Source organism: Paenibacillus eucommiae, assembly GCF_017874215.1.
Lineage (GTDB): Bacteria > Bacillota > Bacilli > Paenibacillales > NBRC-103111 > Paenibacillus_AI > Paenibacillus_AI eucommiae.
In genome coordinates, this window is the sequence record NZ_JAGGLB010000006.1 from 65,334 (window position 1) to 86,775 (window position 21,442).

Annotated in this window: 12 protein-coding genes; 10 read left to right on the forward strand and 2 right to left on the reverse strand. The window is 48.0% G+C overall.

All coding sequences use genetic code 11. From position 1 onward, the window contains the following. Positions 1-3: 3 nt before the first annotated feature. On the forward strand, positions 4-921 hold the full coding sequence (locus J2Z66_RS11125; protein WP_209971475.1) for a carbohydrate ABC transporter permease: 918 nt from the start codon (positions 4-6) through the stop codon (positions 919-921). Continuing rightward, positions 918-2,000, forward strand: coding sequence for a carbohydrate ABC transporter permease (locus J2Z66_RS11130; protein WP_209971476.1), 1,083 nt, complete (start codon positions 918-920; stop codon positions 1,998-2,000). The genes J2Z66_RS11125 and J2Z66_RS11130 overlap by 4 nt, the downstream gene beginning before the upstream one ends. A gap of 595 nt (positions 2,001-2,595) precedes the next feature. Here J2Z66_RS11130 and J2Z66_RS11135 read toward each other — a convergent pair. Further along, the gene (locus J2Z66_RS11135) at positions 2,596-3,492 is read right to left on the reverse strand and encodes an AraC family transcriptional regulator (RefSeq protein WP_209971477.1); all 897 of its coding nucleotides are present in this window, start codon (positions 3,490-3,492) and stop codon (positions 2,596-2,598) included. Positions 3,493-3,650: 158 nt separating this feature from the next. Between J2Z66_RS11135 and J2Z66_RS11140 the strand changes: the two genes are divergently transcribed. Further along, positions 3,651-6,887, forward strand: coding sequence for a glycosyl hydrolase family 2 protein (locus J2Z66_RS11140; RefSeq protein WP_209971478.1), 3,237 nt, complete (start codon positions 3,651-3,653; stop codon positions 6,885-6,887). 846 nt (positions 6,888-7,733) lie between these two features. Here the strand turns inward: J2Z66_RS11140 and J2Z66_RS11145 are convergent. Beyond that, positions 7,734-8,657, reverse strand: a complete 924-nt coding sequence (locus J2Z66_RS11145; protein WP_209971479.1) for an AraC family transcriptional regulator — start codon at positions 8,655-8,657, stop codon at positions 7,734-7,736. A gap of 293 nt (positions 8,658-8,950) precedes the next feature. On the opposite strand from J2Z66_RS11145, the gene J2Z66_RS11150 reads away from it, so the two are divergent. The 7 genes from J2Z66_RS11150 to J2Z66_RS11180 all read left to right on the forward strand — a co-directional run bounded on the left by J2Z66_RS11150 (position 8,951) and on the right by J2Z66_RS11180 (position 21,405). After that, positions 8,951-15,193: a DUF4838 domain-containing protein gene (locus J2Z66_RS11150; RefSeq protein ID WP_209971480.1), complete on the forward strand. Its 6,243-nt coding sequence runs from the start codon at positions 8,951-8,953 to the stop codon at positions 15,191-15,193. A 490-nt stretch (positions 15,194-15,683) separates the two neighbouring features. After that, on the forward strand, positions 15,684-17,144 hold the full coding sequence (locus tag J2Z66_RS11155; protein WP_209971481.1) for an ABC transporter substrate-binding protein: 1,461 nt from the start codon (positions 15,684-15,686) through the stop codon (positions 17,142-17,144). 119 nt (positions 17,145-17,263) lie between these two features. Further along, complete coding sequence (locus J2Z66_RS11160; RefSeq protein ID WP_209971482.1) at positions 17,264-18,199, forward strand: carbohydrate ABC transporter permease; 936 nt, start codon at positions 17,264-17,266, stop codon at positions 18,197-18,199. 39 nt (positions 18,200-18,238) lie between these two features. Next, positions 18,239-19,078, forward strand: coding sequence for a carbohydrate ABC transporter permease (locus J2Z66_RS11165; RefSeq protein WP_245375460.1), 840 nt, complete (start codon positions 18,239-18,241; stop codon positions 19,076-19,078). Between the two features lie 35 nt (positions 19,079-19,113). Beyond that, on the forward strand, positions 19,114-19,872 hold the full coding sequence (locus J2Z66_RS11170) for an SDR family NAD(P)-dependent oxidoreductase (protein WP_209971483.1): 759 nt from the start codon (positions 19,114-19,116) through the stop codon (positions 19,870-19,872). After that, positions 19,869-21,011 (forward strand): hypothetical protein, encoded by a 1,143-nt coding sequence (locus J2Z66_RS11175; protein ID WP_209971484.1) that lies wholly within the window; start codon positions 19,869-19,871, stop codon positions 21,009-21,011. The genes J2Z66_RS11170 and J2Z66_RS11175 overlap by 4 nt, the downstream gene beginning before the upstream one ends. A gap of 25 nt (positions 21,012-21,036) precedes the next feature. Beyond that, a complete protein-coding gene (locus tag J2Z66_RS11180) occupies positions 21,037-21,405 on the forward strand; it encodes a RidA family protein (protein ID WP_209971485.1) in 369 nt (122 codons plus the stop codon). Positions 21,406-21,442: the final 37 nt, after the last annotated feature.

A 21,442-nucleotide genomic window follows, 5' to 3' on the forward strand; every position in this document is an offset into this window, starting at 1 on the left:
CGGATGAAGACGCATATGGAAATGAGCAGAGAAGAACATGTCCGGCAAAAAAGAAGGCAGTCCTTCAGAGAAGCCCGGCGCGGCTATATGTTTCTGCTGCCTTGGCTGATCGGGATTGCCACATTCGTTGCCTACCCGCTGCTATATTCATTTTATATCAGTTTTCACAAGGTTGGCGTCAAGCAGGATGGCTCTGGGCTGAAATATGATTTTGTCGGCATGACCAACTATAAGTATGCCTTTGTGTTTGACAATGTCTTTCCGGTCGAGATGCTTCTCTTTATGCGGGAAGTGCTGCTGGTCGTGCCAATTACCGTTATTTTCGCCCTCCTTATTTCGATTATGCTGAACCAGAAGTTCAAGGGCAGGATGCTCTTTCGGGCCGTGTTTTTTCTGCCTGTTATTTTTGCATCGGGACAGGTGCTGCTCGAATTGTTCAATCAAGGGCAAGGCTCCTTGCCCTTTGTGGAGCAATACAATGTGGCAGATATTATCTACGATGTGCTTCCGGTTACGGCGGCGGATACGGTTATGGACCTGTTGGGTAAATTCGTCATTATCCTCTGGTTTTCCGGTGTGCAAATCATTTTGTTTCTGGCCGCTTTCCAGACGATCTCCAGATCGACTTACGAAGCAGCGCAAATTGACGGGGCAACGCCGTGGGAGTCGTTCTGGAAAATTACATTTCCAGCGGTCACGCCATTTATTATTTTGAACCTGATCTACACACTCATTGAGCAGTCCTCCAACCCGTTTAACCCTGTCTTAAAGCATATTTTACAAAACACGAGTGATGTAAAAACAGGCTATGGCTACGCCAGTGCGCTAGGTTGGATCTATTTTGCATTTATTATGATTCCTATTGGAATTCTTGTTTACATCGCGAGGGTTCAGAGCCGGAAAAAGGAGGAAGCGCAATGAAGGTTCCAGAGCTGCCGACTGGCGACAAACGAAAGAGCAGCGGCTTGTTACGCTGGGGAATGGGAAGTAAGGGAAGCAAGGGAAGTACGGAAACTGTGGGAAATGCGGGGAACCTGGGAAGTGGGCCTTGGCGAGAGAAGCTGAGGGCAAGCGCGGGGGTACAGAAAACCCGCATGCTTATTTTGGGACGTCATTTCAATGATGGCTGGATATTTAAGCTGGCGATCTATATCATTCTCTCCGCCGCTGCGTTATTGTATCTGAATCCGATCGTCTATATGCTGACGACATCTTTAAAGCAAGCGGCTGATCTTGTTGATCCAACGATTCAGTGGCTGCCGAGCAAGCTGGAATGGTCCAATTATGCGAGTGCCATCATTGGACTTAAATACTGGAAGTCGCTTATGCACACCGCATGGATCTCGACCGCTGCTTCCTTTCTCCAAATGGTGTCGTGCGCCATTACCGGATACGCCTTTGCCAGAATGCGGATTCCAGGGAAGTCTTTGCTCTTCTTCATTGTATTGCTAACGTTTCTGATCCCGCCACAAACGTTGTCGATTCCGCTTCATGTGCTCTACTCCAAGCTCGGCTGGCTGAATACACCGCTGCCTTTGCTGGTGCCAGCCCTGTTTGCACAAGGGTTGAAGGGAGCCTTGTTTATTATTATTTTTCGCCAGTTTTTTGCCACCTTGCCGAAGGAGCTGGAAGAGTCTGCCCGCATGGATGGAGCCGGATCACTGAAGACCTTCTGGCGCATTATGCTGCCCTTGGCCAGACCAGCGCTGCTGATTGTCTTCTTGTTTTCCTTCGTCTGGCATTGGAACGACTTTTACGAGCCAGCCTTATATTTAAAAAACGGAGATTTTACTTTACTAGCGCAAAGCATGCAGTTTTTACAAGGCAATTTAAATGCATCTGTTGCCACCGGATCTGCCATGGGCGGAGCCTCCTTTACACTGAACGAGTCCATTACGATGGCTGCAGCCTTCCTGATTATTGCGCCGCCGCTGCTTGTGTATATGTTCGCCCAAAGATATTTTGTTGAGGGCATTGAGCGTACGGGTATAGTGGAGTGATGCAGAACTGCCTATCCGGTTAGCCGGAGGGCAGTTCTTTTTATGACGATATGACCTTGCATCCTCCCAATCTCCAAGGGAATCAGAGAGGATGTTGGAAGCCCTTTTCCGGCGAAATGGGCATGTGCTTCTTCACTTAACGATGTTTTTCATCGTTAAAAGAGGTCGGATGGCCCTCTCTCAGGGTGAAAAACAGGGATTTAACGATGAAAAACATCGTTAAAGTAAGGATATAGAGAGGACCTGATGCTTTTAACGATGAAAATCATCGTTAAAGTTCGTCAAAGTAGCAGATCCTCTCGGTTGTGCCTGCTGGCGGGGCCGATCTTCAGTCCCAGCGGCTTGGCCCGAGGGGAAATCTCCTTCAATCCAGAGAATAACCCTTGCAGGCAGTCAGTTTGAGCCTGGTGTTCGTGCCATTCGTGCGATTGTAGCTAAAGAGAGGGAATGGCTGTGGGCGGAAGAGCGGAAGCGTCCGCCTTTAAAGATTTGTTCCATCCCCCTCATCCATTCCATTCAAGGGAACAAATTTTTAACATCGGCTGGAGCCTACATCCCTTCCCTCCGCAACGCTCCCACATCACGAACATGTTCCTCAAAGGATGCTGCAAGGTGCTTCTTTTTTATCTTTAATCCGGTATTGTCTGGGGGTAAGACCAATCTTCTTCTTGAACATGGAATGAAAAAACTTAAGATCGTGATAGCCGACAAGGTAGGCGATTTCATTGATTTTCTTGTTGGTAGTGCGCAGCAGCTCACAGCTTTTGTTCATACGAAGGTTCTGGACATATTCGACAAAGGTTTGCCCGGTTTGCTCCTTAAACAAGCGGGTGAATTGTCGGCTGCTTCTTCCGCATAATGCGGAAATTTGCTCCAGGGTCAGAGAGGTGTGAAAATGCTCGTCGATATAACGGATAGCCTGATCAAGCTCAGGAAACGGATAGGCTTTGGCCGCTTGAGCCGCATGCCGATACCTGTCCAGCTGGACAAGCAACTGCAGCAGTAACGTAAAGCGCATTAAAGGAAAGCCGCTTTCGCGGTGGTAAAATTCCTGATACAGTTTATTGAACAGGCTGGAGAGTTCACTGCCCTGCTCCCTGAAATGGAGGCAGGTCTCCGGTGCAGGCTGCAGAACATACTGAACGGCTTGCTCCAGAAAGTCGTCGATCGGATACGCTTCGCTGAATTTGATAATGGGCTCCAACTGAAACAAGCAATTGTAGACGATAAGTGGCTGTCGTTGATCGGCTGAATAGGGCCGAAAAACATGTGAAGCGCCTATGGGAATAATGAACAGGTCCCCTTTGGAGATGGGGATAATATCATCGTTGAAGTAATGAAAGCCTTTGCCCTCGCTGACATAGCAAATCTCCACAAAGTCATGCGTATGCTGGATAATATCGAATGCTTCATTTTGCTTGTTGACATAAATCGGAACGGTGTGAAAAAATTCCTCGCCTTTTGACTCAATAATCACTTTTGAGATCGTCATGACTTCACGCTCCCCAACAAGGTCGAATTCGGTTTCCTTGCTTCTATCATACGCGAAATGTCCTGAATAGCCTATAGAAATTTCCCGAAAGCCCCTGATAATTTGGCAGTGCACAGCTTATAGTAGAAAGCAGGTAGATATGTAAAGGGGTGACTGACTTGACAAGGCGAGTAGAGCAAGTATTTCAAGAATTTCAACATCCATCCTCCAAGTTTCGCGGCAAGCCGTTCTGGTCCTGGAATGGCAAGCTGGAGAAGGAGGAACTGCTGCGGCAAATTGGCGTGATGCAGCAAATGGGGCTTGGCGGGTTTACGATGCATTCCCGCACAGGGCTGGCAACGGAATATTTGAGTGAAGAATGGTTTGAACTGATCGAGGCTTGCGCCGCAGAAGGAGAACGCTTGGGACTGGAAGCCTGGCTGTATGACGAGGACCGTTGGCCCAGCGGCTCTGCCGGGGGGATGGTGACTGAGGATGAACAATACCGGATGAAGTATTTGATGCTGGATGTTGTGCCTGCAGCTTCTTTTGAGTGGACGACGGACACTGTCGCGGCCTTTGAGGCAGACCTTGATGGGGTGCGTTTGCAGCGATATGAGGCCTTGAATAAGGGGGATTCGCCTTCACCGGACAGCACGGTGCTTGTATTCCGGGTAGAGAGTATGCGGGCGTCCAGCTTTTTTAACGGCAATTGTTATTTGGATACGATGAAAAAGGAAGCTGCGGAAAAATTCATTGAGTCCACGCATGAGAAGTACAAGCAAAGGATGGGAGAGCGCTTCGGCAAGTCCATACAGGCTATTTTCACAGATGAGCCCTATCGCGGGGAAGTGATGTCGAATGTGTGCCGGGACAATTCCAATCCGGAATGGGGCATACCTTGGACGGAGGCGCTGTTCCACGAGTTTCAGGAGCGCTTTCAGTATGATTTGAGGCTCCGCTTGCCGGAGGTGTTTCTGTTATATGGCGATGAGGAAATGTCCGAAGTGAAATGGCATTATATGGAGCTGATTCAGCAGCTGTTTCTGAACAATTTCGCCAAGCCGCTGTATGACTGGTGCCGGGAAAACAAGCTTTTGCTCACGGGGCATGTTTGGCATGAGGATTCTTTAACCGCCCAGACGATTCCCTGCGGCTCGGTCATGCGTTATTACGAATATATGGACATTCCGGGAGTCGACGTCTTGACGGAAAACAACCGCAATTACTGGATCGTCAAGCAGCTGACCTCCGCTGCCCGGCAGCTCGGGAAACATTGGCTGCTATCCGAGCTGTACGGCTGTACAGGCTGGCAGATGTCCTTCGAAAGCCATAAGCGGGTAGGCGATTGGCAGGCATTGTTCGGCATCAATGTGCGTTCCCATCATTTGAGCTGGTATACGATGAAGGGAGAAGCGAAGCGGGATTATCCGGGCAGTATTTTTCATCAATCCGCCTGGTGGGAAGACTATGCTTATGTGGAAAGTTATTTCGCCCGCATAGGGGCGGCCATGAGCGAAGGTACCGCGTGCTGCGATACCCTTGTGATGAATCCGGTGGAAAGCGTCTGGGGACAAGTACACCCGGGCTGGACGCGTGACTTTAAACCGTTGTCAGCCAGCATTCAGCAGTTGGAAACCCGCTATGAGCAGATGTTCCACTGGCTGTCAGGGGCTCAGATTGACTTTGATTACGGGGACGAAGAGATGCTTTCCCGTCTGGGCCATGTAGGCCGCGATGAAGCAGGTCTTCCTTATCTGCAGCTAGGAGAGGCCCGGTATAAGCAGGTTGTAATAGCAGGCATGACGACCATTCGCTCCACCACCTTGCAGCTGTTATCTGCATTTATGGAGCAGGGAGGCAAAGTTATTTTTGCCGGGGACGCTCCCGCTTATGTCGATGCGCGCCGGTCGGAGCAGGCTGAAATGCTAAGCGGGCAGGGGCTGCGCGTCACTTTTGAGCAGCAGGCGGTTACAGCGGCCTGCGAGCAGGGCATCGGCCGGAGGGTGAAGCTGTGCGACAAGCTAACAGGGCAAGCCATCACAGATATTTATGTGCAGGTGAAAGAGCTTGATGACGCGCTATTCGTGCTCGCCGTCAATATGAACGGGACGCGGGAATACGAGCAGGTGCTGGTTACCGTAGAAGGAAGCGACGGATTTGTGCAGGAGTGGCATTGCCAAGATGGAACTCGCTCCGCGATCACAAGTGTGCCGGTTAGCGGTGAACGCGAAGCGCAGGGAATCGAGTTCGGCACGCGCTTTTATCCTGGGGGCGAGAGACTGTTTGTCATGATGAAGCAGCAGGACCCGGAGCTGACTGAACAACAGGTGTTTAGGGACACCAAGACGATAGCTTTGGCAGAGTCCTATGCGTATGCTTTGAACGAGCCGAACGTGCTTGTGCTTGATCGGGTTCGCTATCAGGTACAGGGCGAGTGGATGCCGGAGACGGATGTGCTGAAGGCCGACCAGGAGATCAGACGCCGTCTGCAGCTTCCGCTGAGGGGCGGCGAAATGGTGCAGCCGTGGTTCAGAGAGCTGCTGGAGCAAAAGCAAGCCGAAGCGATCGGAAGCGGTGGCAGTGGGGGTGACGGTAGCATCGGCGGCAGGGGCAGTAACTTCAGTCGCGTGGACAGCAAGTTGAGCGAGGAGGCCTGCATCACGCTTGTATACGAATTTGACGTAGAGGTGCTGCCGCAGCAGGATCTGGAGCTTGTCGCGGAAAATCCCGAGCTGTTTACCGTTAAGGTTAACGGCGTAGAGCTCAATACCGGCGATTCGCAGTTCTGGATCGATGTATGCTTCAAGCGCGTTCGTTTGCCGATCGGGCTGATCCAAGAAGGGCGCAACGAGATTGCTCTTACAGCGCAGTTCCACGAGGGAGTCGACCTCGAAGCTATTTATGTATTGGGCGGTTTCGGGGTCAAGCTGGAAGGGACGCACAGAACGATAGTCCGGCTTCCTGAGCGACTTGCGGCTCAAGACCTCACGTCTCAGGGACTGCCATTTTATTCTGGTAAAATTACCTATAGGCTTGAAGGAACTGCGGAAACAGGTCTAGCTGAAATCAGTTTGCCTGGAAGTCCGGATCATACGCGCTGCTTTGTGAAGGCAGGACGCTATGGCGGTGCGTGCATCAAGGTGAATCCGGAGGGCGCAGTTCCACAACTCATGGCCTGGCAGCCAAATGAAGCGGATATTACGGATGAGCTGCGGCGGGGAGAAACGCTTAGCCTGGAGCTCACCTTGACCCGGCGCAATACCTTTGGCCCGCTGCATCATCATCCGCTATACCCGGATTGGTACGGACCGGAGCAATTTATTTCGGAGGGCGACTTCTACCGGGAGGATTATGCGCTTGTGCCCACAGGTTTACTGGAAGCTCCTGTGCTCGTGATTAAGGAGCGCTTGTAAGCTTGGAACAAAACCATATATGCAATCAAGGCTGTCCCAAAGCTGTCCCAAAGCTGAAAAAATGCTGAGGGACGGCTTTTTTTATAATTATTGAAAGTATAAGTTTTGGAAAGCGAAAGAATAGGCAAATGAACAAAAACTTGATAAAGGTAGAAGCATGAAAACGAATATTCTCCATGATATTTTTTGATGAGCATAGGCTCTGGGGAGCCTTTATGGGGAAGCACAGAAATAACATACGGGCGATAGTCATCAAAGAAGTAAGCAAATGTAAGGGCTGCGGAAATGTGAAGTATCACTTAGGATGCATATCAATAGTTGTAACCCACCGTCTTCACCTATCATGCCGGTTAAATCTGTATGATTTTTCATATTCAATCGCAGAATAAAACGCCAAATGACGATTTGTATATGATATTTCATATAGAAGTAGCCATTTTGTTGGTGAACCAGAAAATTTGTATGATTTTTCATACACAATTGTTTTACAAGCAGGTAAGAGAGGTGGTTAAATTAGCAGAGCCTTCTCAGCAGCGTGCTCTTCATTCCTAGCGCTGCGCCCGCTAGGAAATCTCCTCCAATCAAGATAAAAACCCTTGCTGGCTGTTCGTTTGAGCTTGGTGTTCGTGTGATTCGTGCGATTGTAGCTAAAGAGAGGGAATGGCTGTGGGTGGAAGAGCGTTAGCGTCCGCCTTAAAAGATTTGTTCCTACCTCCTCATCGATTTCACTTAAGGGAACAAATGGAACAAATCTTTAACAGCGGCTGGAGCCCACAGCCATTCCCTCCGCAATGCACCCGGCACCCAAGTCACGAACACGCACATCAAAGGAGCAAGACGTTTTTCTCATTCAACGATTACTTGGCTGCCGTCTGCGACAGCTCCCTGCTCCCTTTCTTTCATCCGGTATTGCCGGGGAGTAAGACCAAGCCTTTGCTTAAACATGGCATGGAAAAATTTAAGATCGTGATAGCCGACCAAATAGGCGATTTCATTGATTTTGTTGTCGGTGCTGCGCAGCAGCTCACAGCTTTTGGTTATGCGGATATTTTGCAAATATTGGACAAAGGTTTGTCCGGTTTGCTGCTTGAACAAGCGGTAAAACTGCCTGCTGCTCAGCCCGGTCATTTGGGCAATCAGCTCAAGTGTAAGAGGCTGGTTGAAACGAAGCTTCATATAGTCTAAAGCTTGATTGATGCTGGAGGATAAGCTGGTAAGCGGGATTGACGGATCGCCCTTGTTCCGGTACCTGGAAATTTGGACCAGCAGCTGAATAAGCAGAGTAAACCGCATGAGCGGATAACCAATGGTGCGCTGTCCGAACTCCTGGTGCAGCTTATTGAACAGCTCGGCAAGCTCGCTGCCCTGCTCTCTGCAATGAAGGTAGGAGGCTGAGTTTTCCTGCAGCAGGTCTGTTATCGAATAGTCCGGGTCGTCATCGATCGGGATAGCCTGGCTGAACTCAAGGATAGGCTCCATTTGGAACAGACAGTTATAAACAATCAGTTGTTGATTTTTTTTGGCTGAATCGGGCCGGAACACATGAGATGTCCCAATAGGAATAACGAATAAGTCCCCTTTCGTTACAGGGATGATCTGGTCATTGACTACATGAAAGCCCTTTCCTTCACATACATAACAAATTTCCACAAAGTCATGAGTGTGCTCGGCAAGCTGGAGGGTTTCCTTGGCTCTATTTACATGAATAGGAAGCGCCGAATTGAAATACGTCTCTCCTTTGGCTTCAAGAACAACTTTGGTTACGCTCATAAGATAGGCTGATCCTCCTTCTTAGGTCTGAACAGTTCCGGTGCAGAAGCACAGCTTACGCATTCAGTATAAAGGAAATGTCTGGAATAGCCTATATAAATATCATGAACACCACCTAAATGAAACGAGTTTTTATTATATAGTTATGGGGAAGCCGGAAACAAGTCTAAGGCAAGCTGGAACGGAGGTGAAAATGAAGAACAGGACAGGAGGTATGGCTGCCGGATTCGTTAAATGTTCTAACTTGAAGCATTTAGAATGTGTTTAAACTGTGATTGGAAGGGGATGTGCATATGAAAAAAGCAACATTACAGGCTAAAATGCTAACGCTTACATTGATAATCAGTTTGATATTTGGCTCATTGAGCCTCTCAGTAAATCCGGCTTATGCAGCAGAGCAGGCAGAGCAGAATAAGCCTATGCCTGGACAGTCCGTGCCCGATATAAAAGGACACTGGGCCGAAACGCAGCTGCAAAGATGGGTCGAAGCCGGATTACTTCAAGGTTACGCAGATGGCGGGGTAGCGCCCGACCAGCGAATTGCCAGAGGAGAGCTGGCCGCTTTGATCAACCGTTCCTTCGGATTTACGGAAAAAGCGGAAATTGCCTTTGGGGATCTATCGGCTGCGGACTGGCAATATAACGATATCTCTATTGCCGTCAAAGAAGGCTATCTCAGCGGCTACGAAGATAGCACTGTCCGCGTAAATAAGGAGATCAGTAGGCAGGAAGCGGCGGTTATGCTGGAGCGCATACTGCAGCCGTATGTGCTGGAGCCTGCGCCGGGCTCTGCGACAGGTACTGTGCCAGGCACAGCACCAGCCTTTACGGATAGCGCATCGATTGCGGCATGGAGTCAAGCAGCGGTACAGCAGCTGGCAGCCCGCAAGATACTGTCCGGCTATACAGATGGAAGCTTTAAACCGCTTGGTTCATTAACGCGTGCTGAAGCGGTTACGCTGCTGGATCGGGTGCTGGCATGGCTGGAAGCAGAGAAGAACGGGCAAGGGAGCACAGGCACAAGCTTTGATCAAGCGGGTGAATACGGCTCTGCTGAGAAGGCACAGATCATATCCGGCAGCGTGCAGATAACGGCCAAGGGAGTTACGCTGCGCAATATGACGATCAACGGCGATTTATTGCTGACTGAAGGCATTGGCGAAGGAGACGTCCTGCTCGACCATGTGACTGTCAAGGGAGTTACAACGATTCGCGGAGGCGGGGCGCAGAGTATTCATATTCGCGACTCCGTGCTGGGCGAGGTTATCGTTGACAAAAAGACGGGTACCGTACGCATCGTGCTGGAAGGCAGCAGCAGGACTGGCGTTGTTACCGTTCGTTCTTCAGTGATCTTAGAGGAAGAACAATCATCTTTGCAGGGAGGCTATACAAGCGTCAAGCTTGCTGCTGAAATGCCGGCAGGGAGCAAGGTGAGCTTCAAGGGTCACTTCGCAACCATCGATGTGGAAGCTTCGCAAATTATCGTCGAGCAGTTGCAGGGTATCATTGATCAGCTGACCGTCCAGGAGCAGGCCAAGGGAACAGAACTGAAGGTAGACAAAGACGCCAAAATCATTCTTCTGGTTCTGAAAGCTATCGTAAAGGTGCTGGGACAAGGAACCATTGAGAAGGCGGATGTTAGCGGGCAGGCCAAAGGAACAACGTTCGAGAAGCGGCCGCTGCAGCTTTCTGGAGCAGGTGCCCAAAACCTTGGAGCATCAACTGGGAGTGGCGGCGGAAACAGCGGTAACGAAAACAACGGTGAAAATGGTGGGAATAATAACGGGAATAACCCGCTTCTGCCTGTCAAACCGGTCGAAAATGGCCAGGGGCATGCCGTTATTCTAGTCGCTCCGAATGCGGGTGAGCAAGTACAGGATGCTGCTGAAACCTTGGCAGAGTATATCTACAAATCTACTGGGGTCGAGCTGCCTGTACAAACTACCGGATCGGAAATGCCTGAAGCATCTGCAATCCGCATTTATGTCGGCATGAGTGCCCCGCAGGATCAGCAGGAAATTAACACTTTATTAACTGGATTGACCAATGACAGCTTCGTAATTGTACCCAAAGAAAACAGAATTTCAATTCTGGGACCTGCAGCCTGGGGGACGGAATATGGCGTATACGATTTTCTGGAGCGATATGTAGGCGTGCGCTGGCTCCTGCCTGGACCGGATGGCGAAGATGTGCCTCTACATCAAACACTTGAGATAGCTCCTGCTGTTGTCCGTGAGAAGCCGGCATTTATGTCACGCAGGCTGGTCGGTTTATTTGACGAGCATTCCAGACCCAATCCGACGAATTCGGATGTGTATGACAAATGGGGAAAAAGAAACCGCAACCTGCAAACAATTGAATCTCATCATAATTTGTATAATTTATTCCCGCCTTCTGTATATTTAGAAACCCATCCAGACTTCTATCCGCAAGGAAATCAGCATTTGGATAAAGGTTATGGCTGGCAGCCTTGTTTTTCCAACCCGGCAACTATCGATGAGGCCATCAAAAATATCAAAGCCTATTTCGCCCAGCATCCGGAGGCCACTTCTTATTCACTCGGCATTAATGACTTGTTGTCCGATTATGAGGGTTTTTGTGAAAGCTATTCCGGAGAGAAGAACTCCATTGGTAGAGCGAACATGTCGGATGTTTATTATGATTGGGTGAATCAGGTGGCTGAAGGCGTACTATTGGAATACCCCGATAAATATTTTGGTCTTCTGGCCTATGCTGAGGTCTATGATCCGCCAAGTGATTTTTCTTTGAATCCGCATGTCATTCCATATATTACGGATGAGCGTTTCACCTGGGGGGATGAACGGGTAGAGGCCATAGGAAAATCGTTTACAGAGCGGTGGAACCAGGCTGCAACCTCCATAGGCTGGTATGAATATTTGTATGGAGGAACCTATACGCTGCCGAAGGTATATAACGAAAGAATGGCAGATAACTACCGTTATGGTCTGGAAAAAGGTGTCGTGGGAACCTTCTCGGAATTGTATCCGAATTGGGGAGAGGGGCCTAAGCCTTGGCTGTCCCTGAAGCTGCAGTGGAATCCTGAACAAGATGAAGCTGTGCTGCTGCAGGAATGGTACGAAAGAGCTGTGGGTGCTGAAGCGGCTGCTGATTTGGCTGCATATTACGAGCATTGGGAGGAATTCTGGAGCACTCGTATTTTTGAAACGAGCTGGTATGAAACTTGGTATCAAAGCAACCCCAGGGCGAACTATATGCCTTTTTACGATGCCAGTTATTTAAAGGCTGTTAAGGCTGAGGAAATTGTGGAAAGCCGCCGTCTCTTGGAGGCTGTTGTAGAGAAGGCGAGCACCGCTCAGCAAAAAAAACGCGCAGAGATGCTTTTGCACAACTTTGAATATTATGAGGCTTCTGCTTTAAGTTATCCGATTATTTCGGATGTCAATGAGTTTCCGGATAATACGACTGAAGCGATTGAATTATTGGATGATCTTATGGCTCGTCAAGTTCGGGATCCCATAGCTATGTACGCAAAGCGCCTGAGTCTTGTGGATGAGTATGAAACGGACCCTGTTCTAGCGCTCCCTTCAAGACCGCAGGATGTAGGGATGGTTTGGCAAAGCATCTCTTATACGCCGCTGCTTTTAGTATGGTTAAACGGACAGCCGGAAGAAGGAGCGGTCTGGCAGCATCTTCAGCAAGTTGCAGAGGTTGAAGAGGGTTCGGAAGTCGGTGAGTATGCCGCGTACTTATTGGATCAAGCCCAACATGTTTCCAAAACGCTGTTGAATCTTAATCCCTCTTTTGAGGAATATGACGCTTATGATGGTCCCAGCTCGATCCATTCAGCCAATTGGAACTACGGGTATTATAACGATAACCGGACAGAGGAAGAAGTAGCGTACCGCACGAATGCCTATGCCCGGACAGGAACCTTCAGCATTGCCGCTAAAGGGATTTCTAAGGGGATTATGATGGAGGGTGTGGATCTTTCTGCCCCACCGCAAACGCTTGAAGTCAAAGGCTACTACTACACGGCACCAGGTACCGGAAGCAGCGGGAAAGTGAAGATATCCCTGAATTTCTATGGCGATAGCGGAGTCATTCATACGGCTACTTCAGCCTGGAAGACGGTATCCGCTACAGAAGGACAATGGGCTCCGGTGCAGTTGTTCCACACCATCCCGGAGTATCTGCAGCCATCCGTAAGGTGGATTTTGTTGATTGTCGAGCAAGAGGGCTTCCAGCCTGGCGAAATCGTGTATATCGATGATGTGGGCATGTTTGAAGTGAATATCAATGGAAGCGGCATTCTTTTGTCAAATCCGGTGGGGAATGAGGAAAGTATTGCCGTTACCTTAAGCGAGCCGCCTGCGGCTGCTCCAACTGTCGAAGATTTTAGGGTATTCAAAAGCATCAACGGAGGCCCGCAAGAGCCGGTTGTGCTGAGTACAGTCAGCTGGGATGAAGCCAGCCAAATAGCGATTGTCCACTTTGATCCATTATTGGCGGCTGTCGGGGGAGATAAGGTAGTTTACCGGGTTCAATATTTGAATGGTGCTCCTGTTCAAACGGATGAATTTCGCCTATTTCCTGGATCGGCTATCAATCTCAATCCATCCTTTGAGGAATATGACGCTTATGATGGCCCTAGCTCTATCCATTCCGTCAATTGGAACTACGGGTATTATAATGATGACCGGACAGAGGAAGAAGTCGCGTACCGTACGGATGCATATGCCCGAACAGGTACCTACAGCATTGCTGCCAAAGGGATTTCGCAGGGCATTATGATGGAGGAAGTGATCCCTGAGGAGCCTCTGGATAGTGTGGGAGTCACAGCCTACTACTATACGGCTCTAGGTACTGGAAGCAACGGGAAGGTGAAGATATCTCTGAATTTCTATGGGGCAAGCGGGGTAATCCACCGGGCTGCCGGAGATTGGAAACAGGTGTCAGCCTCAGAAGGGAAATGGGCGCCTGTACAGTTGTTCCACGTCATACCAGAGAACCTGCGCTCTTCCGTAACATCGATTCTATTGATTGTCGAGCAGGAGGGCTTCCAACCTGGCGAAATCGTTTATACCGATGATGTGGGCGTGTTTGAAGTGAATATGAACGGGGAAAGCAGCATTCTGTTGTCAAATCCGGTAGGGAATGAGGAAAGTATTGCCGTTACCTTAAGCGAGCCGCCTACGGCTGCTCCAACTGTCGAAGATTTTAGGGTATTCAAAAGCATCAACGGAGGCCCGCAAGAGCCGGTTGTGCTGAGTACAGTCAGCTGGGATGAAGCCAGCCAAATAGCGATTGTCCACTTTGATCCATTATTGGCATCTGCCGGAGCAGATAAGGTAGTGTACCGGGTCCAATATTTGAATGGTGCTCCTGTTCAAACGGAGGAATTTCGCCTATTTCCTGGATCGGCTATCAATCTCAATCCATCCTTTGAGGAATATGACGCTTATGATGGCCCTAGCTCTATCCATTCCGTCAATTGGAACTACGGGTATTATAATGATGACCGCACAGAGGAAGAAGTCGCGTACCGCACGGATGCATATGCCCGAACAGGTACCTACAGCATTGCTGCCAAAGGGATTTCGCAGGGCATCATGATGGAGGAAGTGATCCCTGAGGCGCCTCTGGACAATATAGGAGTCACAGCCTACTTCTATACAGCTCCAGGTACCGGAAGCAACGGGAAGGTGAAGATATCTCTGAATTTCTATGGGGCAAGCGGGGTAATCCATCGAGCTACCGGAGATTGGAAACAGGTGTCAGCCTCAGAAGGGAAATGGGCGCCTGTACAGCTGTTCCACGTTATACCAGAGAACCTGCGCTCTTCCGTAACATCAATTCTGTTGGTTATCGAGCAGGAAGGATTTCAAACGGGAGAAATTGTTTATACCGATGATGCTAACGTATATGGAGGAAGAGCCGAGCTCTCAGCAAAAGCTGTCAGGACACAAGCAAGCAAAGCTGAAATATTGCAAACGCTGGACTTCAGTACGGGGCCGTGGGTGGATGCGGAGCCGTTCAACGACTTTTTGGTTATGGATAAAATGACTGCAGGACAGGAAGAGACGAAGGTGTACCTGTTATGGGATGACGAAAATTTTTATGTCGGGTATGAAAATAAGGATAAAAACTTGCAGCAGATGACGCTCAGTGAAGGTATAACGGCGGATGGATGGTGGAACAGTGGGGGCGATGACTCCGTTGAAACCTATATAACGCTTAATCCTAAAGGGATGTTGAAAGGATATTTCTCCAATCCAAATAACATCAAGTTCATCTACAAAGGAATTCCAGGAAGTACTCTGACTGTGGACACGTCTACGGAATGGGAAGTGAATGCCCAAATTGGGAGTGACAGGTGGAACACGGTTCAAGTAATTCCATTCTCGCAAATTGATGTGGACCCGAATGTGTCCAAGACATTAATGGGATATTTCTTAAGGAATTATCACGGTCAAACCGCTTTCTTGGGTTGGAAAGGTGGCGCGCCCTGGAGGGCACAGAGCTTTAATCCGATTCAACTTATTGAGAAAGAATAATCACTCTATCCCTTATCATCTATAATCAGGTCGGTCATTTCAAAGTATTTACCGTTGTTGGGAGATGGGTCGCAGATTATGATGATTATATAGACGGATAAAACAATTAAAAAAATTTTGACAAGTAAATGAAAATGATATAGAGTATGATTCGTAAGTGAAACGAAATTAAACGAATGTAAAATGAAATGATGCATGGATTTATTCTTCATGGGAAAGTGACCGCCTGTTTGAGCAGCGAGGGACAGGCGGTTCGGGTTAGCTATGACCTGAAAGGCATCAAAATGAGATTAAAAGTGGGTTGGAGAGAGGGGGACAATATATCGTAAATTTATATATGTGAATTTTTTTTATCTATAAAAATAAATGTTGACTATTTAAGTGTAGTGGGATACCATTTATGTAACATAAAACATTTTTTGTGCAATATAACATATTTTTTTATGTTTTATGTGATTGTAATGATCTGATAATCGAGGGGGAAAAGAGAATGCGAGTTTCATCAAGAAATTGGATGGCAAAAATTTTCATCGTAATGTTAGCGTTTGCAATGGTAGTCGGATGCAGCTCTGGAGGCAAAGATACGACGACTCCGGCGCCGTCAGACAATTCAGGAACACCTGCACCTTCTGATGCAGCGGGTGATGTTTACGAGAATGGACTTTCGAAAACGGAAAAAGTGAAAATCAGATGGGGCTATTGGGAAAATGGGTACGGACGCGCCTGGGCGGATAACGCCGTTGCGAAGTTCACTGAGAAATATCCGAATGTGAGCTTTGAGATTACTGCTTCTCCGGTTATCCGTGACCTGATTGGCACGAAAATAGCTGCCAAAAATGATGAGGATATGTTCGATATCGTCTCACCAAGCTTTAACGGAGATGAAGGGACGATCGCTCAGCAGGCAGGTATGTTTGAGGAATTGACGGATCTGTGGGAACGTGAAGTTCCGGATGCTCCGGGCAAGAAGCTGAAGGATGTCGTGCTGGACAACACGGTTGAGTATTCAGCCAAGGTGGACGGTAAGTTTTATCAGATTCCGATGGGTGCTGGAACGTTAGGATTGTTTTATGACAAAGCATTTTTCAAAGAGCATGGCTGGAATGAAGCACCCAAAACGTATAGCGAGTTCTTGGCTTTGCTGGAAGACATTAAAGCCGATGGCATTATTCCCATTACCTATCCGGGAGTTTATCCCACTTATGTTCACTTTGCTTTGACTATGAAGCCTTTCGAGCTTGCCCAGCAGCAAGGTAATCTGGAGGCATTCACGAAAGACTTCAGAGCGGGAGTCAATATGTACTCAGCGCCGGAAGTAAAAGAAATGTGGACCCGCTTATATGACATGGGTAAAAAGGGATACTTCCCTGAAGGCGCAGCAGCCCTCAATCATACACAGTCACAAATGCAGCTGCTTCAGCATAAAGCAGCCTTGGCCGCAACGGGAGACTGGGTAGAAAACGAGATGTTGGATTCCATTCCAGATGGCTTTGAGTGGGGCTTCATGGCGATTCCTTTTAGTGAGAAAGCCGGGGAAGAGATTTGGGTTGAGAACGTAATTGGTTCCGGAAGCTTGATGATCTGGAAAAACAAACCGGAACTGATGAAATCATGGGCCAAAGAGTTTGCTTTGTTCCTGATGACCAACGATATTCAAGCGGTTAACGGGGCGAGCGGCATTGCTCCTATCCGTAAGGACTTTGCGGACAATGCAGAGAATTTGACTAAGCTGCAAAAAGCACCACAAGCTGTACTGGAATACGTAAAAAATAACAATGGCCGATTTGGTTCCGGTGTTCGTGACGTAACCTTCTCTGAGCCAGATGCTGCTAAAGCAACCAAGCTGGTCACAGAAATGATCGTGGAAGTGACAGCTGGTAAAAAAGATCCACTTCCTGTTCTTGAAGAAGCTGATAAGCTGATGAAGAAGGTTTTGGAAGGGAAAAAATAAGTGCGGGCTGATTTTGGAAATGACATGAATGCAGTGACATGAATGCAGTGTCATGAACTGTTGAACACAAGGGGGAGGGATTCCGGTCCCTCTCTTCTTTTATGAAAGGAGGCAAGCAGATGGCCAAAGCACACTATGCGAATGCCGTGAAAACAACGAGTTTAAGCAAAAAGAAAGTGCAAAAGTGGGTCTTTGTTATTTTGGCGTTAAGCCCAAGTTATCTAGGTTATTTACTATTCACGCTATATCCAAATATATTGTCGGCTTACTACTCCTTGCTCGAGTGGAACGGGATCACCGCAGCTAAGTTTGTCGGGCTTGATAATTACATCTATTTATTCAAGGATCATTATGTATGGAGAGATCTTGGGCATAACCTCTTATTAATGATTACTGTTCCTATCTTGACGATTATCCCTTCCATTCTTCTTGCGTATCTGCTGAATGTCAAAGGGTACCGCGAGTCGGCACTCTATAAAGTCATTTATTTTCTGCCAAACGTATTGGCTATTATCGTAATTGCCTTGTTATGGTCGTTCATTTATGACGGGAGCAATGGATTGTTGAACGCCATTTTGAAGCTTTTTGGCATTGATAACAATGAGTTTTACTGGTTAGGTGACAAGCGAACAGCCATTTGGGCTCTTTTGCCGCCGCTTATCTGGGGTGGAGTCGGATTTTATGTCATTATCTTCATGAACGCTATGAAATCGATCCCTTCATCTTTATATGAATCGGCGATACTGGATGGGGCCTCTCATATGACAAGACTGTGGAAAATTACGATTCCACTGATTAACCCCATTGTCCGTATCAGTACCTTGTTCCTCGTACTTGGTGTATTTAAAGGATTTGAAATTATGCTGATCATGACCAATGGTGGACCTGCAGGCTCGACGGAAGTGATCGGATTGTATATGTTCAATATGGCGTTCGGCAAAGATTCTCATAGCTACGGATATGCGTCAGCGATTGGCATGTTTTTGTTTGTTATTTTGATCATCTTGAAGCTGCTGATTGACAGGCTTAGCCCTAAGGATCAGATTGAATTTTAGAACTGCCGAGATTTCTAGACAACAGGAAGGAGGACTCCCTTGGATACGAATAAACGCACTTTTATTGATGTCATATGGCGGCTTATCATGTTTATATGCGCGTTAACCGTCATTTTTCCTCTGCTATGGATCATACTTGAATCACTCAAAACGAATAAGGAATTTTTTGCAAATGTATGGGCACTGCCCTCGCAGTTCAGGTGGGAAAACTACAAAAATGCCTGGGAAATGTATCACTTGGGATCCACGATGTTAAATACACTCTATTATGTTGGGGTGAGCCTCGCGCTGGGTACGTTCTTAGCCACACTGAGCGCCTACACGCTAACGAGAGTTGAATTTACCGGACGTAAATTTATTTGGGGAACCATTATGATTTCGTTGTTTTTGCCAGGTATTAATGCGCTTGTTCCTCAATATGTATTGATGAGGGATTTGGGCTTAACGAACAGTCTGACTGGACTCGTTATTTTGGACAGCTTTGGTGAAAGTGTGTTTTTCCTGATGCTGCTCGGAGGATTTATGCAATCCCTGCCTAAAGAAATGGAAGAAAGTGCATTTATTGATGGAGCTTCGCTCTTTCAAGTGTTTATTCGCATCATTCTGCCTCTATCGACTCCAGGTATCGTGACTGTTGCGATCTTTAAGTTCCTGGGTCTGTACAATTCTTTCCTGGGCCCCTTTATTTATTTGAGCGATGCCAAGAAGTACACGATCGGAGTAGCGATGTATCATGCCAATCAGCTTATGCAGTATAAAGCGGACTGGGTGACGTTATTTGCAGGGGTTACGATTGCTATGATTCCAACGATCATCATTTATATTGTGTTCCAAAGACAAATTTCCGAAGGCGCTACGCTTGGCGGGGTTAAAGGGTAAACATACTAACTTAAAGAAAGCAAAGGGATAAATCTATGAACATTTCTAACTTGCAAGATAAAGTGATTGTGATTACAGGGGCACTTGGTGATGCCGGTCGTGAGGCCATTACCTTGTTTCTGAAAAAAGGTGCGCGTATAGCTGCAAGTGACATTAAGGCGATAGAGACGTACCCGGAATGGGAGACATTACTTCAGCGCTATGGAAATAACCGTATGCTCTACGTGAAGGCCGACTTTACCGATGAGGATCAGGTCAGGGATGTTTTTGAGCGAATCAAGCAGCACTTCGGCCGATTGGACGGCTCCTACCACAACGTTTATATAAATCCTAGCCTGAGCATCGCTGAGATGTCGGCACAGGATTGGAACCGCTCGATGGAGGGTACATTAACAAGCGCATTTCTCGTGTGTAAATATGCCGCTCAGCTAATGATCGCTTCCGGAGGCGGCTCGATCGTGAACACATCCTCGATACTAGGCACCGTGCCCAGATACAATAATGCCAGTTATGGTGCGGGGAAAGCGGGAATGGAGCAGCTCACCCGCTATGCGGCTGTTGAATTTGCCCCATACGGCATCCGTGCGAATGCAATCGTTCCGGGTGACTTCAAGGGTGAAGAGCTGCTGAAGACGATGTCAGCCGAATTTTTCGAGGCGATGAAAACGACAACTTTAATTGGAAGAAACGGAACGCCCAATGAGATTAACGAGGTAGCTGCTTTCTTGTTATCCGATGCGGCTTCGTATGTGACGGGCTCTGTGTATCCGGTGACGGGAGGATTATGGATATGAATGAAAACCTTAAGAATGAAATCCCTGTGTTCGCTAAATACCCCATCCCAAAAGGAAATGCCAAGCGGGTAGCTGCTATCGTGACCCAGTATTGGCAGGATTCTCATGCCCATGTCATTGTAGGCAGATTGCTCGGAGATCTTGATTATAAGCCCAAGGTAGAAGTCGTTTCGCTTTACACGGATCAGGTGCCGGACAACGACATGAGCCGGGAAGAAGCTGCACGCTGTGAAGTCCCGATCTATGCCACGATTGAAGAAGCGATTAAAGCTCCTTATGCGGATGGCGGGCTTGATGGGGTTATCATTATTGGGGAGCATGGCGATTATCCGGTGGATGAGCTGGGACGGAAATGGTACCCTCGCCGCAGGTTTCTGGAAGAAGTTCTGAGTGTGTTGGATGATTTAGACTTACAGGTACCGGTATTCTCCGATAAGCACTTATCCTACAACATCGAAGATACAGTATGGATGTATGAGCAGCTTCAGAAACGGGAGCTTCCGTTCATGGGAGGTTCATCGATTCCGCATACACCGCAAGTTCCCGCGTTTGACCCCAAGCTGCTGGAAGAAGCGGGGGAAATATTTGTAGTCAGCTTTTCAGGGGCTATTGAAATCTATGGATACCACGCGCTAGAGCTGCTGCAGTCACTGGCTGAGAAACGTGCGGGCTGGGAACAAGGCGTACGTGCTGTTAAGGCGCTAAGGGGAGCACAAATCTGGGAAGCACTGGATCGCGGAGAGTGGCCTGAGGATCTGCTGGTCCAGGCATATGCCCACTTTCATACAGGCACTGCCTACCCGAAGCATACAGAGGATACGGCGGTACTGTTTATGGTCGAATATGTCAATGGAACAAAGGGATATGTGCTTCAGCAGGAGAATTGGATCAACCAGTGGGGATTCGCGTTTCGTCCTGAGTCAGGCGAAATCGTCAGTGCCATGAGTGTAGGGGATCTGGAGCGCCCGTACCGCCATTTTGAAACATTAACGAGAATGGTTGAGGAATTTATTATTACTGGGATCCAGCCGTTTCCTACCAAACGAATCCTTTTGTCGAGTGGACTGACCAACTATATCATGGAAGCTTTGCACCAAGATCAAAGATTGGAAACACCGGAGCTTCAGTTTGATAAATAAAAAGGATACGCGGAGGTAAGATCAAATGAAAATACAAACAAATTTTGCGGAGCTGCCGGTATCTGGTGCATTCGAAACGGAAAGCTGCATTTATGTGTCAGGCCAAGGAGGTCTGAATACGGTCACAGGTCAGATTGTGGGTCCAGATGTCGAATCACAAACGGTGGCCACGATGGAGAACATCCGGGCTATTTTAGCGGCGATCGAGCTGGATCTGGATTCCATTGTTAAAGTGAATGTCTACTTATCGGATCGGGCTTTGTATCAATCATTTAATGAAGCATACAGACGATTCTTCAATGCGCCATATCCTGCACGTACGACCATTTATTGTGATTTGAATTATGATTTGCTCGTTGAAATTGATGCGATTGCTGTGCGCAGGCCGAAATAACGAAGCTTCGCTGAAATAATGAAGTGTAGGAGCAGGT

Bases quoted from the DNA above. Each gene is read 5' to 3' on its own strand.
- J2Z66_RS11180 (WP_209971485.1), top strand. From the start codon at position 21,037: ATGAAAATACAAACAAATTTTGCGGAGCTGCCGGTATCTGGTGCATTC.
- J2Z66_RS11160 (WP_209971482.1), top strand. From the start codon at position 17,264: ATGGCCAAAGCACACTATGCGAATGCCGTGAAAACAACGAGTTTAAGC.
- J2Z66_RS11135 (WP_209971477.1), bottom strand. From the start codon at position 3,492: ATGACGATCTCAAAAGTGATTATTGAGTCAAAAGGCGAGGAATTTTTT.
- J2Z66_RS11150 (WP_209971480.1), top strand. From the start codon at position 8,951: ATGAAAAAAGCAACATTACAGGCTAAAATGCTAACGCTTACATTGATA.
- J2Z66_RS11145 (WP_209971479.1), bottom strand. From the start codon at position 8,657: ATGAGCGTAACCAAAGTTGTTCTTGAAGCCAAAGGAGAGACGTATTTC.
- J2Z66_RS11155 (WP_209971481.1), top strand. From the start codon at position 15,684: ATGCGAGTTTCATCAAGAAATTGGATGGCAAAAATTTTCATCGTAATG.
- J2Z66_RS11170 (WP_209971483.1), top strand. From the start codon at position 19,114: ATGAACATTTCTAACTTGCAAGATAAAGTGATTGTGATTACAGGGGCA.
- J2Z66_RS11130 (WP_209971476.1), top strand. From the start codon at position 918: ATGAAGGTTCCAGAGCTGCCGACTGGCGACAAACGAAAGAGCAGCGGC.
- J2Z66_RS11125 (WP_209971475.1), top strand. From the start codon at position 4: ATGAAGACGCATATGGAAATGAGCAGAGAAGAACATGTCCGGCAAAAA.
- J2Z66_RS11175 (WP_209971484.1), top strand. From the start codon at position 19,869: ATGAATGAAAACCTTAAGAATGAAATCCCTGTGTTCGCTAAATACCCC.